We start from the raw sequence: 13,301 nt of genomic DNA, 5'->3' as shown, positions 1-13,301 counted from the left end.
GGTCCTTCGGTCGCTGGGACGTGCCGGATGGGTCGGCTCGGAACGGCGGGGTCGGGCCGGCTGGTCTGGTGGGCTGGTCGGGTGGGTTGTTCAGGGTCGGCTGGTCGCGTGGGTTGGTGAGGTCGGGTGGTCAGGGTCGGCTGGTGAGGGTCGGCTCGTGCCACGCTCGCGGCTGACGCAGGGGCAGGGTCAAGCGCTCGGCGGGCGGTGTCGTGTGGGCGTCGGGTCCGGGCTCAGCGCCGTGAGAGGCGGACGTCGCCCGAGACCGTGGTGGCGCGCACGAGCAGGTGGTCCTGGCCCGGGGCGGGCTCGCCGACCGCCTCGAGCTCGGAGGCGACCTCGCCGCTGACGGAGCCGACGTCGGTCCAGGTGGGGAGGCCGGCGGGCACGCCGACGTGCACGTCGCCCGAGGCGCTGCGCGCGGAGATCGAGCCGTGCTCGGCCCGGTCGACGGCCAGGTCGCCGCTGGCGGTGCTGAAGGAGAGTGCGCCCTGGAGGCTGTGGACGTGGAGGTCGCCCGAGCCGGTCTTCACGACGAGCTCGCGGGTGCAGGCCTCGACGGTGACGTCGCCCGACCCGGTGGAGACCTGGGCCGCGCCGTCGACCCGTCCGAGGTCCACGTCCCCGGATCCCGACTGCACGGTGACGTCGGCGCAGCGCGAGAGCCGGACGTCGCCGGAGCCGGTCTCGACGCGGGAGGGCCCGGCGAGGTCCTCGACGGTCACGTCGCCCGAGGCGCCCTGGACGGTCGCAGTGGCGAGGGGGCCGACGGCGCTCAGCTCGCTGGAGCCGAGCCGCGCGGTCAGGCGGGAGCCGGCCGGCACGCGGATCGTGAGGTGGTAGTGGCCCTCGGCGCTGCGCCCGGTGGGTGCCGCGACCTCGACCCGACCGTCCTCGGAGCGGACGTCGACGGTGTCGGGGGCGGGGCCCGTGACCGAGACGGTGACCGGCTCGGCGACGCCGCCGGCGGCTGCGGGTGTCGCGGTGACGTTGACGACGCCGCGGGGGTTGCGGACGACGAGGTCGACCGGTCCGTCGACGGCGAGGCGGTGCTCGCGGGTGCTGCTCATGGCTGCTCCTGGGTGGTCGGGGTGCAGGTCGGTGTACCGGGTGGGTCGGGGTGCGGGGTGGGTCGGTGCGCGGGGTGGGGCGGTGGACGTCATGCGGAAGGTGGATGCGCATCCACGGGTCGCATGACGTACGCCTCGGTGGGCGCGGGGTCGGCGGTCCGCCGGTCGTCCGAGTGGCGGGGGTGGGGCGTCGTGCGTCTCGGGGGCCGTCGACGCGCGGCGTCGTGGGCGTGCGGGTCAGACCCAGCCGGTGAGCCGGCGGCTGCCGGGCCGGCGGGTGAAGACCGGCCCGCCCCCGGGGCCCGGCTGGGCGCCGGGGTGGGCGGTGCTGGTGAGGTCGAGCGGCTCGGAGGGCTGCTGCGTGGCTCGTCGTACGGCGTGGACGAGCCAGGTGTTGAGCGACTGCCCGGCCTCGGCGGCGAGCTCCTCCGCGCGCGCCTTGACCGGCTCCGGCAGCCGCAGCGTGACCCGCGAGACCGCCGCGTCGTCGAGGTCCTCGGCGGGTAGTGCCGGCGGCGCCGGGGGTGCGGGTGGGGCCGGTGGCAGCAGCGGCGCGGGGGGCGTGACGTCGACGACGAAGGCCAGCTCCCGCCCGTCGAGGCGTACGTCGACGCCGCCGACCGGCATCTCGGCCGTGATCTGGGCCGCCGCGTGGGAGATGGCCTCCATGAGCGCGAGCCGCGCGGCCGGGTCGAGCGCGTGGCCCAGCCGCTGGGCCAGTGCACGGGCCTCCTCGCCCGAGGCGTCGGCCGCGGCGAGGAGGTCGCGGCGGAGGCTGTCGATGTACGGGGTCAGGTCCATGTGCACCACCATGACATCACTGTGACGTCACCACAAGGGCAAGGCGACATCAGATGACGTCGTCGTGGCGCTGATGGTTGACGCCGTCACCCGAGGGGGTGGCGCTGGTCGGCACGGGCGGGCGTATGTTCAGCAGGTTTGCTCATCCCCGAAAGGACGCTGCATGTCGATCTCCGCCCCCACGGCGATGGCCGGCGACACGCTGATCTCAGCCCACTTCGTCGACTACCTGCTCATCGCCATCTACTTCGCCTTCGTGCTCGGGATCGGCGTCGTGGCCCGCCGCAACGTCTCCGACTCGGTGGACTTCTTCCTCTCGGGCCGCTCGCTGCCCGCCTGGGTGACCGGCCTGGCCTTCATCTCCGCCAACCTCGGCGCGGTCGAGATCATGGGCATGTCGGCCAACGGTGCCGAGTTCGGCCTGCCGGCGGTGCACTACTTCTGGGTCGGCGCCATCCCCGCCATGCTGTTCCTCGGCGTCGTGATGATGCCGTTCTACTACGGCTCGAAGGTGCGCTCGGTCCCCGAGTTCATGCTGCGCCGCTTCGGCACCGGCGCCCACCTGGTCAACGCGATCTCCTTCGCCGTGGCGCAGCTGCTCATCGCCGGCATCAACCTCTACCTGCTCGGCAGCATCATCCAGGCCCTGCTGGGGTGGAACCTCACCCTCGCCCTGGTCGTCGCCGCGGTCATCGTGCTCTCCTACATCACCCTGGGCGGGCTGAGCGCGGCCATCTACAACGAGGTGCTCCAGTTCTTCGTCATCGTCGCGGCACTGCTGCCGCTGACCCTGATCGGGCTCAACCGCGTGGGCGGCTGGGACGGTCTCAAGGCCGGCATCACCGAGGCCGCGAGCAGCAACCCCGACGGCCCCTCGGCCGCCGAGCAGCTGAACTCCTGGCCCGGCACCGCGCTGACCGGCTTCGACTCCGAGCTGCTCTCGGTGATCGGTATCGTCTTCGGTCTCGGCTTCGTGCTGTCCTTCGGCTACTGGACGACCAACTTCGTCGAGGTCCAGCGCGCGATGGCCACCAACTCGATCTCGGCGGCGCGCAAGACCCCGATCATCGGCGCCTTCCCCAAGATCCTCATCCCCTTCATCACGATCCTGCCCGGCATGATCGCGGCCGTCCTCGTCTCCGACATCGCGCGCACCAAGGCCGGCGAGACGGTGGCGGGCGGAGCCGACGGCACGGTGAAGTACAACGACTCGCTGATCCTGCTGATGCGCGACGTGCTGCCCAACGGGCTGCTCGGCGTGGCCATCGCCGGCCTGCTGGCGGCCTTCATGGCCGGCATGGCGGCCAACATCTCGGCCTTCAACACCGTGCTCAGCTTCGACCTGTGGGAGCGCTACGTCGTCAAGGACCGCTCCGACGACTACTACCTCGCGGTGGGCCGCTGGGCCACGGTCGCCGCCACGGCGATCGCGATCTTCACCGCGCAGCTGGCGTCGAACTTCTCCAACATCATGAACTACCTGCAGACGCTCTTCGGCTTCTTCAACGCCCCGCTCTTCGCCACCTTCATCCTCGGCATGTTCTGGAAGCGGATGACGCCCACGGCCGGCTGGACCGGCCTGGTCGCGGGCACGCTCTCGGCGGTCGCCGTCGCCTTCCTGTCGGAGGACGCCTTCGGCTCGCTCAGCCTCGGCGCCATCCCGCTCGCCGGCCAGGGTGCGTCCTTCGTGGCCGCCGGTGCCGCGTTCGTGGTCGACATCGTGGTCAGCGTGGTCGTCACCTCGATGACCAAGCCGAAGCCCTACGCCGAGCTCAAGGGCCTCGTCTACTCCGAGACCCCCCGCGAGGACCTCGTCGACCCCGACGAGGCCTCGCACCCGTGGTACCAGCGCACCATGCCGCTCGCCGGCCTCGCGCTCGCCCTCGTCGTCGTCCTCAACGTGGTCTTCTGACCCCCACCTGATCGGAGATCGTCATGGCCCGGAGCCAGCACACCGCGGGTGCCTTCGACATCCGCAACATCATCGGTGCCCTCATCGGCATCTACGGCGTCATCCTCACGTTCATGGGGATCTTCGGAGACCCCGAGACCGAGAAGACAGGTGGCTGGAACGCCAACCTGTGGGCGGGCATCGCGATGCTCGTCGTCGGTGCGGTCTTCCTGGCGTGGGCGCGTCTGCGCCCCGTCGTGGTCCCCGAGGACCCGCAGGGCTGACCCGCCCCGCCCGGCCCCTCCCGCGGCCCGCGTCGACCTCGGTCGGCGCGGGCCGCGGTGCGTCTGGGTGCGTCTGGGGGTGTCGGGTGCTGCGCCGGGGTGCGTCCTGCGCCGGGTGGTGGGTGCTGGCTGGCTGTCGCTACCGCGCAATTGCGCGGTGTGGGCGGTGGTCGGTGTCCGGGGCGTGCTCGCGATCAGCGCGGTCGCCTCGACTCGCCTGCTGGCGGCTTTGCGCGGTCGGGACTGTCGGTCGGGACTGTCGGGTGCGTGGATCGCGCAATCGTGTGGGCGGGGTGGTGCTCAGTCGCGCAATTGCGCGGTTTGAGCGGGCCGGGCGGCCGGGGCGGGGCGGGTGGGCGCTCCCACCCGCCGGAGGAGAGCGTCATGCGAGGAGTGGATGCGCATCCACCCTTCGCATGACGTCCGCCCCCGACCCGGCCGCGGCCCCGGCTCCGAGCCCGGTGCGCGGTCAGCGGGTCAGGATAGGCGTCCGCGCACGAGGGCCACCAGGATCAGCAGGAGGGGGCTCAGGGAGGCGGGGATCAGTACGGCGAGGGCGGCGGTGCGGCCGGCGCGGGCGGCGCGGGCCACGCCGGCGGTGTGGGCGGAGGGGCGCGAGGTCGTCATCGCCGCTGGGACGCCTCCGGAGCACGGATGGTTGCCCTCGGACGTCGCCGTCGTGCCCCCGTCCCCTGGGCCGGCGTGTCCGGGCCCGGAACGCACGTGGCCCGCACCGACGGGTCGGTGCGGGCCACGGGGGTGCGGCGCTCGCCGCGGGTGACTCAGAGGTCGAAGAGCGAGCTCGAGCCGGAGATGTCGGCGTCGGTGCGGGGGGTGTGGGCCGCGCCGTTGCTCGCCGCCTTCGGCTTCTCGTCCTCGGGATCCGCGTCCTGGGCCTTCTCGCCCTCGGGCTGGGCGGGCTCGTCCTGCGCCGCGTCGTCCTCGGCGTTGGCCAGGGCCTGCTCGGCCTGCTCCTCGGCGTCGTCCGTCGCGTCGTCGGTCTCGGCCACGATGGCCTCGGCCTCCGGCTGGGCCGGGGCGTCGTCGGTGGCGGCGGCCTGCGTGGCCGCCACGCTCAGGGCCGCCCCCGCGGAGGTGTCCTCCGCGGAGGTGTCCTCCGCGACCGGCGTCGCGGCCGGGGCCTCGTCGGCCACCGTGCTCCCGGTGGTGTCCGCGGAGGTGTCCTCGGACGCCGTGCCGGCCGCGCTCCGGGCCGTCGGCGGCTGCGGGGCCGCGACGGGCTCGGGAGCCTCGATGTCGAAGAGCGAGCCGCCCTCCGGGATCCCGGCCCGCGGGGTGACCGAGGCGGCCGGGGCCGCCGGGGCGACCGGTGCCGGCTCCTCCGCGGGGGCGCTGCTGGCGGCGGCGTCCTCGCTCGGGCCGTCCGGGGCCTCGCTCGTGCTGTCGGCCGGGGTCGCAGTGGCCGCCTCGGACGCGACGGGAGCGGCCGGTGCGCTGGCCCGCGGCGCGGGAGCGGCGATGTCGAAGAGCGACCCGCCCGAGCCCAGGCCGGCGACCGGAGCGACCGGAGCGGCCGGTGCGGCCGGCTCGACCGGAGCGGCCGTCTCCTGCGCCGCCGGCGCCTCGGGCTCAGCGGGCTCGGGCTCGGGGGTCTCGACCGGGGCGCTCGCGGCCGGCTTCGCCGGGGCGGGCTCCGCGGCCGGGATGTCGAAGAGCGAGCCACCGGCGCCGAGGTCGGTGCTCGGTGTCGGAGCAGCCGACGGAGTCGGCTCCGGCTCCGTCGCGGCGGGCGAGGCAGCGGCCGGGTCGGCCTTCGCCTCGGGAGCCGCCGCCGGCTTCGCCGCCGGCTCGTCGGCCGGGATGTCGAAGAGCGATCCGCCCGACGAGACCGCCGTGGCGGCCGGCGGGTCGGCCGGCTTCTCCGTGGGCGCCTCCTGCGACGAGGCCGGCGTCGCGGCGGGCTGGTCGCCGCCGAGGTCGAAGAGCGAGCCGCCCGACGTGGAGCCGCCCGACGTCGAGCCGCTGGTCGGCGGCGCGTCCTCGGCGGGGGTCGCCTTCGCCGCCGGCTGGTCGCCGCCGAGGTCGAAGAGCGAGCCGCCCGCGGAGGTCGGCTCGGCGGCCTTGGCCTCGGCCGGCACGGACTTGCCGGGGGCAGCGGTCTCGGGGGTGTCGAAGAGCGAGGCGCCCTGGGTCGCGCCGGCCGGGCTGTCGTCGGCGGCCGCGGCCTCGGGGCTGTCGAAGAGCGACGAGCCCCCGCTGGCCTTCGCCAGCGGTCCGGCGTCCTGGGTCTCGACCACCGTGTCGTCGGTGATGGTCTCGTCGCCGGCCTCGGGCTCGGCCTTGGTCTCGACCGGGCGCTCGAGGGTCGTGGTGCCGCCGCCCTGGGCCGCGGCCGCGGGAGCGGCGGCGGCCGCGCCCGCACCGGGCGCCAGCTTGGTGGCCTGCTCGCCCTTGACCGACGCCAGCAGCATCTGCGCGACGTCGAGGACCTCGACCTCCTCGCGGGCCTCGCCCTTCGACTGCTTCATGGTGAGGCCGTCGGAGAGCATGACGCGGCAGAAGGGGCAGCCGACGGCGATCTGGTCGGCGCCGGTCTCGACCGCCTCGTTCGTGCGGTTCATGTTGATCCGCTCGCCGATGTTCTCCTCCATCCACATGCGCGCGCCGCCAGCGCCGCAGCAGAAGGAGCGCTCGGAGTTGCGCTCCATCTCGACGACCTCGGCGCCGGGCAGGATCTGGAGCAGCTCGCGCGGGGGCGTGTAGACGCCGTTGTGGCGGCCGATGTAGCAGGGGTCGTGGTAGGTGATGGAGCGCTTCTGCGCGCCGGCGCCCTCCTTGACCGGGGTCAGCTTCCCCTCGCGCACCAGCCGGTTGAGCAGCTGGGTGTGGTGCACGACCTCGAGCTCGACCCCGAACTCCTTGTACTCGTTCTTGAGGGTGTTGAAGCAGTGGGCGCAGGTCGAGACGACCTTCTTGACCTTGTACTCCTTGAGCGTCTCCGCGTTCTGCTGGGCCAGGCCCTGGAAGACGAACTCGTTGCCGGCACGCCGGGCGGGGTCACCGGTGCAGGTCTCGCCGTTGCCGAGCACACCGAAGGAGACACCGGCCATGTCGAGCAGCTCGGCGACGGCGCGGGTGGTCTTCTTCGCGCGGTCCTCGTAGGCGCCGGCGCAGCCGACCCAGAACAGCCAGTCGACCTCGTCGAGCGACTCGATGGTCTCGCCGACGACCTTGACCTCGACGTCGAGACCCTTGGCCCAGTCGAGGCGGGCGTTGGGCGACATGTTCCACGGGTTGCCCTTGTTCTCCAGCCCCTTGAAGAGGCCGTTGAGCTCGGCGGGGAAGTTCGACTCCACCAGGATCTGGTGGCGGCGCATGTCGATGATGTGGTCGACGTGCTCGATGTCGACGGGGCACTGCTGCACGCAGGCGCCGCAGGAGGTGCAGTTCCACAGCACGTCGGGGTCGATCACGGCGGCGCCGGAGTCGGGGTTGTAGAACCAGTCGTCGCCGGTGTCGCCGACCAGCGGCCGCTCGACCTCGAGGGCCAGGGCGCTGTCGTTCTCCAGCAGCGCGGCGCGGTCGCCCTCGGCGGCCTTGAGGTACGGCGCCTTCGCGTAGGCGTGGTCGCGCATCGCGGTGATGAGGAGCTTGGGGGAGAGGGGCTTCTCGGTGTTCCAGGCCGGGCACTGGCTCTGGCAGCGGCCGCACTCGGTGCAGGTGGTGAAGTCGAGGATGCCCTTCCAGCTGAAGTCCTCGATGGCGCCGACGCCGAGCTTGGAGTCCTCGTCGAGGTCCTCGAGGTCCTCGAGGCTGACGACCTTGCCGCCGCTGGTGAGGGGCTTGACCCCGCCCAGCGCGGTGCGGCCGGAGCCCTCGCGCTTGAACCAGATGTTGGGCCAGGCGGTGAAGCGGTGCCAGGCGACGCCCATGGTGAGGTTCAGCGAGATGACGATGAGCCAGATCATGGCCAGGACGATCTTGATCATCGCGATGACGATGATGATGTTCTCCAGCGTCTCCGGGTCGGTGCCGTAGAGCACGTCGCCGAAGAACGAGCTGACCGGGAAGTGGAAGCGGCTGTACTTCTCCACGTCCTCGCCGCCGAGGGCCTGGCCGAGGTTGTACTCCGCGCCGCGGATGAAGAGGATCGCGGAGCCCTCGAGCAGCGCCATCGCCTCGACGAAGTAGGCCTGCCACATCGTGGAGCGGTAGAAGCGGGAGTTGCGGCCCTCGCGGCGCGGGTGGTGCTTCTGGCGGTAGATCGCGAGGTAGACGATGCCGACCGTGCCGAGCACGCCGAGGATCTCGCCGAGCCACTCGTAGAGGAAGAAGTGACCGATGACCGGGAGCTGGAACTCGGGGTCGAAGAGCTGGAAGTACGCCGTGAAGACCGCGGCGCCCAGCACGATGAAGGCCAGGTAGACGAACCAGTGCATCACGCCGACGACGCTCCACTGGAGCATCCGGGTGTGCAGGAACGTCTCCTTGACCATGGTCAGCGTGCGCTGGACCGGTTGGTCGGTGCGACCGGTGGTCGGCTGCCCGATCCGCACCGTGGCGACGATCGAGCGCACGGCCCTCACGGTCAGCACGACGGCGACGGCGGTCAGCGCCAGGGAGACGACGATGGCGAAGATCTGCATCGGAACGGGTGGCCCTTCCTCGACGGAGCACGTCCCGGGGCGGCCGTGACGTGCCCGCGAGCCTAGGGCCGAGCGAGCAGGACCGTCAGGCCCTCCGGGGGGTGAGAAGAATCCTACCGGTAGGTAACTTGATCCGGTCGTGTCGGCGTGGACACACCTCCTGCGGTCCCTGTCGTCGAGCGCCGACGACAGGCCGGTGCCGCGCTCCGGCCAGGGGGTCGCCCGGGCGCCGGGGCAGGCCCGAGGTCAGTCGACCGCTGGTCGCTCGGGGCCTGCTGCGGGGTGTCCGCCCAGGCGTCGGGTGAGCAGGTCGGCGGTGCGGCCGACCTCGCGGGCGACCAGGGCGGGCGACACCTCGCCGGCGGGGTAGGTGACGGCCAGGCCGGCGACCGGGTGCCCGTTGTGGTCGAGCACGGCGGCGGCGGTGCTGGCCATGCCCGGGGTCACCTCGCCGTCCTCGGTGGCGTGGCCGCGCCGGCGGGTCTCGACCAGCACCGCGCGCAGCTCGCCGAGGGTGCGGGGACCGCTGCCGTGGCGGTCGACGAAGGCGTCGGGCGAGGGGTAGAGCGCCCGCACCTGCGCGGCCGGCAGACGCGCCAGCACGGCCCGCCCGCTCGCGGTCAGGTGGGCGGGCAGGCGCACGCCCACGTCGGTGACCAGCGGCGGGCGGCCCGGCGCGCGCTCCTCGACGACGTAGAGCACGTCACGCCCGTGCAGCACGGCGAGGTGGGCGGTCTGGCCGACGCGGTCGACCAGCGCCGCGAGCGCCCGGCGCGACAGGCGCTGCAGCGGCTCCTGGCGGGAGTAGCCGCTGCCCACCTCGAAGGCCGCGACGCCCAGGCCGTAGCGGTGCTCCTCGACCAGGTGCGTCACGAAGCCCTCGGCGATCATCGCCGCGAGCAGGTGGTACGCCGTGCTGCGCGGCAGCCCGACCTCCCGCGCGATCCGCTCGAGCGGCACGGGGTCGGGCTGGGTCGCCAGGAAGCGCAGCACTCGCAGCGCGCGCGTCGCCGCCGGCACCTGCGACCCGCCGGTCGCGGTCGTCGGCTGCCTCGGCTCGTCCACCCCGGCAGCCTCTCAGACCCGGGCGGCCGCGTGGTGCTGTGGCGGGCGCCGCGGTCGGGGGCTCAGGGGGAGCGGTGTCGCCCCTGACCGGCGTCGGGGGCGGCGGCGGGCTCGGTCTCGCCCACGGGGGCGGCGCGACGGCCGGGGGCGGGCTGGGTGCCGGGCTCGACCGGGGCCATGCCGGGCCGGTCGGAGGCCTCCGGCTTCGGCGGGAAGGCCGGTGCGGTCGCGGAGGTCGCGGAAGGCGCCGAGGTCGCGGAGGCGCCGGTGGCCGTGCCGGCCGCGGGGGTGGCGCCCTCGGGCCCGCCGGGCAGGTCGGTGGGGCTGCCGGTCACGGGCGCCGGCGTGGCGGCGCGGTCGGGGTCGAGCTGGTCGGCCTCGCGCAGGGCGTCCTCCTGGTGGGCCTCGGCGACGGTGGCCTCGTGGCGGGCGGCCTCGGCGCGCTCGCGGGCGCGGTCGGCCTGCATCTGCGCGACGCGGGCCTCCTCCTCGGCGGCCTCCGCCCGCTGCCGGGCCTCGGCGATGGAGCCGCCCTGACGCTGGGCCTGGCCGCGCAGCTGCCCGGCCTGCTCGAGGCGGACCTCCTTGAGCCGGGCGTTGCGGCGCCCGACGAGCACGACGGTGGCCACGACGGCGGCCAGCACGAGCACGGCCAGGACGACGACGATGGTGATGGTGGTCATGGGACTCCTCGGGTTGAACCCTCGACCCTGCCCCTCCCCGGACCCCCGCGGCTTCACCCGCCCGGGTCCCCCGGCCCCGATCCCCGGCCCTGATCCCCGGCCCTGACCCGACGGCCCGGTCCGCCGCCTCAGCGCAGGGCGCGCTCCCCGCGCACCGGCACGAGGGCGACCGCGGCCAGCGGGCAGAGGGCGGCCAGGGCGAAGGCGGCGGCGTACCCCGCCTGCGCCACGAGCAGGCCGGCGACGGGCGGGACGGCGGAGGCGGCGAGGTACTGCGCGGTGTTCTGCGCACCCAGCGCCCGCCCCGACCAGAACGGCCCGGCCCGCTCGGCGACGGCGGTGAAGGCCAGGCCGTTGTCGGCGACCGTGACCACGGTGGCGAGCACCACCAGCGGCACGGCCACGGCCGCGTCGAGCCCGGCGGCGAGGCCGAGGGCGGCCATCGAGATCCCCGCCGCCACCGTGACCCAGCGCAGCGGGCGGATCCGGCTCCCGACGACGTCGCTGAGCTGTCCGACCGCCACCCGCCCGAGCGCCCCGAGCAGCTGGGAGACGGCGACGAGCGTGCCCGCCGCGGCCGCCGACCAGCCGCGGTCCTGCACCAGCCAGACGAGGGCGAAGGTCCACACGAGGAACTGCGGCACGACCAGGAGCACCGACACGGCGTGCACGCGGGCCAGGAAGCCGTCCTCGCGGTAGGGGTTGGGGGCGCTGCCCTCGCGGCGCTCGGGCCGCGGCGGGTCGACGACGACCGCGGCGACCAGGGCGGCGGCCAGCAGCGCGGCAGCGACGGGCACCCCGAGGGCCGCCGTGACGCCGCGGGTCTCGGCGACCACGGCGATGGTGACGGCCGCGATCCCGACCCCGGCCGGCTGGGCCATCTGCCGGATGCCCATGGCCAGGCCGCGACGGTGCGGCGGGAACCACCCGACGACCACCCGCCCGCTGGCCGAGGCGGTGCTCGCCGCGGCCGCCCCGGCCGCGGCCAGGGCCAGCGCCAGGGCGACGACACCGCCTCCGGCCATGGCGACGCCGCCGAGCGCGGCGGTGAGCACGAGCCCGACCAGCAGCGTGGCGCGCTCGCCGCGGGCGTCGGCCAGCGCCCCCCACGCCACCAGCGTGAGGGTGACGCCGAGCGTCGGTGCGGCGGCGACGAGACCGGCCTGGGCGAGGCTGAGCCCGCCGTCGGCGACGAGCACGGGGATGAGGAACGCGGGCCCGTGGATGGTGATGCCTGCCGCCGCCTGCGCCGTCGTCGAGGCCGCCAGCATGGCCCAGCGGCGGGCCGCGCCGACCTCGGTCGCCGGCCGGGTCGCGGTCGAGGGCGGGGTGGTCACCGGTCCAGTACAAGCCCCGCCGGGCCCGCCCGCGCGCCGCGTCCCAGTCCGCGGCCAGGGCCCGGTCCGCCTCCGGAGCAGGGCCCGGTACGCCGACCGGCCCGGCCCCCTGCGTGAGGGGACCGGGCCGGTCGGGTGGGGACGGGTGCCGCGTGGCGCGGCGGTGGTGCGACGGGCCGGTGGCGACCGCCGCGGCGGGTCAGCTGCCGAGCGGCTGGATGCGGAGCTTGGCCTCTCCGATGTTGACGACCGAGTCGACGTCGTCGCCGCCGGCCTCGAGCAGCGTGATGCGCAGCGCGACGACCTTCATGCCCCAGGCGGTCTTGCGCTTGAGGTTGAACTCCAGCTTGACCAGGCCGACGCCGGGGATCTCGATGGTCTCGGGCAGCTGGTCGAGCTCCTGGGCCTGACCGCCGGCAGTGATGCCGACGAACTTCGTGAAGCCGTTCTTGGTCACCTTGCCGCCCTTGCGGACCACGTTGACCTTCGCCTGGAGGCCCTCGATGACCAGGGCGTCGCCGCCGAGGGAGATCTTGGCGACGCCGGACTCCTCGGTGCCGCTCGCGCGGCCCTTGACCTGGTTGGCGCGCTGCTGGCTGTAGGCGCCGTCGACGACGACCTGGTCGGCCAGGTTGACGCTGGCGGCGCTCTTCTTCTTCAGCTCGCCGTCGGTGCCGGTGCACGGCATGATCGAGTTGACGGCGCGGCCGACCCGGATGAGGTCGCCGATGACGTCGGCGCGCACGGGGCTGGAGTTGCCGTTGAAGATGCCGGAGACTGCGCCACGCTCGAGCTTGGCGGCGCTGCGCGCGACCTTGACGGTGGTGTCGGTCGGGATGACGTGGATGAAGAGGGCGTTGGCGTAGGCCGTGGCGCCCTGGCGGTTCTTCTTCTCGATGCTCTTGCCCAGCGAGATGGTGGCCAGGCCGGGGATCTCGATCGGCTGGTCAGGCGTGGGCAGGGGCAGCGTCTGCGCGGGCAGGCCGCCGGCGGGCTGGAGCTTGATGCCGAGCACCGAGGTGTTGGTGGCGGTCTTGAAGCCCTTGTCGGGGCCCGACTTGGTGTAGGTGACGCGCGAGGTGGCCGAGACCCCGGTGATCGACAGCGACCCGAGGGGGGTGTCGAGGATCGAGACGTCGGCGACGGAGTGCTTGGCCAGGGAGAAGACCTTGTTCTTGCGCTGGCGGGTCTGCACGTCGGTGCGGACACCGGAGATGGTGCCGAGGCCGGGCACGTTGACCTCGGCGATGTAGTTGTCGCGGGTCTTGCCGGCCTGGTTGGTGCACGCGATGGTGCTGAAGCCGGTGGTGCCGGAGTCGGCCGGGACCATGCCGCCCTCGACCAGGGTGCCGTAGCCGGTCGCGGTGAAGGCGAAGTTGGTGTTGGTCAGCTTGGCCGAGCTGTCGCCGCCGGCAGCGGGGGCCGCCGTCGAGGTGGGGGCCATCATGAGGGCGGTCGAGGCCGCGACGGCGAGCGCCGTCGCGACGGGGACCAGGCGAGAACGCATAGAGAGACTCCTGCTGCTGAGGGGGAGGACGCGCCGACCTCCCTCAGCCGGACGCG

10 protein-coding genes are annotated in these 13,301 nt (G+C 74.0%); 2 read left to right on the top strand and 8 right to left on the bottom strand.

Annotated elements, in window-relative coordinates:
- Positions 1–233: 233 nt before the first annotated feature.
- Together ASF47_RS15550 and ASF47_RS15545 are read right to left on the bottom strand one after the other, a co-directional pair.
- The gene (locus ASF47_RS15550) at positions 234–1,070 is read right to left on the bottom strand and encodes a DUF4097 family beta strand repeat-containing protein (protein WP_056864914.1); all 837 of its coding nucleotides are present in this window, start codon (positions 1,068–1,070) and stop codon (positions 234–236) included.
- Positions 1,071–1,307: 237 nt separating this feature from the next.
- Positions 1,308–1,871 (bottom strand): hypothetical protein, encoded by a 564-nt coding sequence (locus tag ASF47_RS15545; RefSeq protein ID WP_056865261.1) that lies wholly within the window; start codon positions 1,869–1,871, stop codon positions 1,308–1,310.
- 187 nt (positions 1,872–2,058) lie between these two features.
- Here ASF47_RS15545 and ASF47_RS15540 point away from each other — a divergent pair, with 187 nt between their 5' ends.
- Together ASF47_RS15540 and ASF47_RS15535 are read left to right on the top strand one after the other, a co-directional pair.
- On the top strand, positions 2,059–3,783 hold the full coding sequence (locus ASF47_RS15540; protein WP_056865260.1) for a sodium:solute symporter family protein: 1,725 nt from the start codon (positions 2,059–2,061) through the stop codon (positions 3,781–3,783).
- A 23-nt stretch (positions 3,784–3,806) separates the two neighbouring features.
- Positions 3,807–4,046, top strand: coding sequence for a hypothetical protein (locus ASF47_RS15535; RefSeq protein ID WP_056864913.1), 240 nt, complete (start codon positions 3,807–3,809; stop codon positions 4,044–4,046).
- Positions 4,047–4,523: 477 nt separating this feature from the next.
- Here the strand turns inward: ASF47_RS15535 and ASF47_RS22120 are convergent, their stop codons facing one another.
- The 6 genes from ASF47_RS22120 to ASF47_RS15510 all read right to left on the bottom strand — a co-directional run bounded on the left by ASF47_RS22120 (position 4,524) and on the right by ASF47_RS15510 (position 13,245).
- Positions 4,524–4,673, bottom strand: a complete 150-nt coding sequence (locus tag ASF47_RS22120) for a hypothetical protein (RefSeq protein WP_156697939.1) — start codon at positions 4,671–4,673, stop codon at positions 4,524–4,526.
- 155 nt (positions 4,674–4,828) lie between these two features.
- Positions 4,829–8,653, bottom strand: a complete 3,825-nt coding sequence (locus ASF47_RS15530) for a (Fe-S)-binding protein (protein WP_056864912.1) — start codon at positions 8,651–8,653, stop codon at positions 4,829–4,831.
- A gap of 246 nt (positions 8,654–8,899) precedes the next feature.
- Complete coding sequence (locus ASF47_RS15525; RefSeq protein WP_056864911.1) at positions 8,900–9,718, bottom strand: IclR family transcriptional regulator; 819 nt, start codon at positions 9,716–9,718, stop codon at positions 8,900–8,902.
- A gap of 62 nt (positions 9,719–9,780) precedes the next feature.
- Positions 9,781–10,401: a hypothetical protein gene (locus ASF47_RS15520; protein WP_056864910.1), complete on the bottom strand. Its 621-nt coding sequence runs from the start codon at positions 10,399–10,401 to the stop codon at positions 9,781–9,783.
- A 128-nt stretch (positions 10,402–10,529) separates the two neighbouring features.
- Entirely contained in the window at positions 10,530–11,738 is a 1,209-nt protein-coding gene (locus tag ASF47_RS15515; protein WP_235558774.1) for an MFS transporter, read from the bottom strand.
- A gap of 199 nt (positions 11,739–11,937) precedes the next feature.
- Positions 11,938–13,245 carry a choice-of-anchor P family protein gene (locus ASF47_RS15510; RefSeq protein WP_056864909.1) on the bottom strand — a complete coding sequence of 436 codons (1,308 nt, stop codon included), beginning with the start codon at positions 13,243–13,245 and terminating at the stop codon, positions 11,938–11,940.
- Between the last annotated feature and the right edge of the window lie 56 nt (positions 13,246–13,301).

Source organism: Nocardioides sp. Leaf285, from assembly GCF_001422955.1.
In the GTDB taxonomy this organism is placed as follows: domain Bacteria; phylum Actinomycetota; class Actinomycetes; order Propionibacteriales; family Nocardioidaceae; genus Nocardioides; species Nocardioides kribbensis.
Note: the sequence above shows the minus strand (reverse complement) of the source record. Positions and strands in the feature narration are given on the sequence as shown.

Bases quoted from the DNA above. Each gene is read 5' to 3' on its own strand.
- ASF47_RS15540 (WP_056865260.1), top strand. From the start codon at position 2,059: ATGGCCGGCGACACGCTGATCTCAGCCCACTTCGTCGACTACCTGCTC.
- ASF47_RS15535 (WP_056864913.1), top strand. From the start codon at position 3,807: ATGGCCCGGAGCCAGCACACCGCGGGTGCCTTCGACATCCGCAACATC.
- ASF47_RS15545 (WP_056865261.1), bottom strand. From the start codon at position 1,871: ATGGACCTGACCCCGTACATCGACAGCCTCCGCCGCGACCTCCTCGCC.
- ASF47_RS22120 (WP_156697939.1), bottom strand. From the start codon at position 4,673: ATGACGACCTCGCGCCCCTCCGCCCACACCGCCGGCGTGGCCCGCGCC.
- ASF47_RS15510 (WP_056864909.1), bottom strand. From the start codon at position 13,245: ATGCGTTCTCGCCTGGTCCCCGTCGCGACGGCGCTCGCCGTCGCGGCC.
- ASF47_RS15530 (WP_056864912.1), bottom strand. From the start codon at position 8,653: ATGCAGATCTTCGCCATCGTCGTCTCCCTGGCGCTGACCGCCGTCGCC.
- ASF47_RS15550 (WP_056864914.1), bottom strand. From the start codon at position 1,070: ATGAGCAGCACCCGCGAGCACCGCCTCGCCGTCGACGGACCGGTCGAC.
- ASF47_RS15520 (WP_056864910.1), bottom strand. From the start codon at position 10,401: ATGACCACCATCACCATCGTCGTCGTCCTGGCCGTGCTCGTGCTGGCC.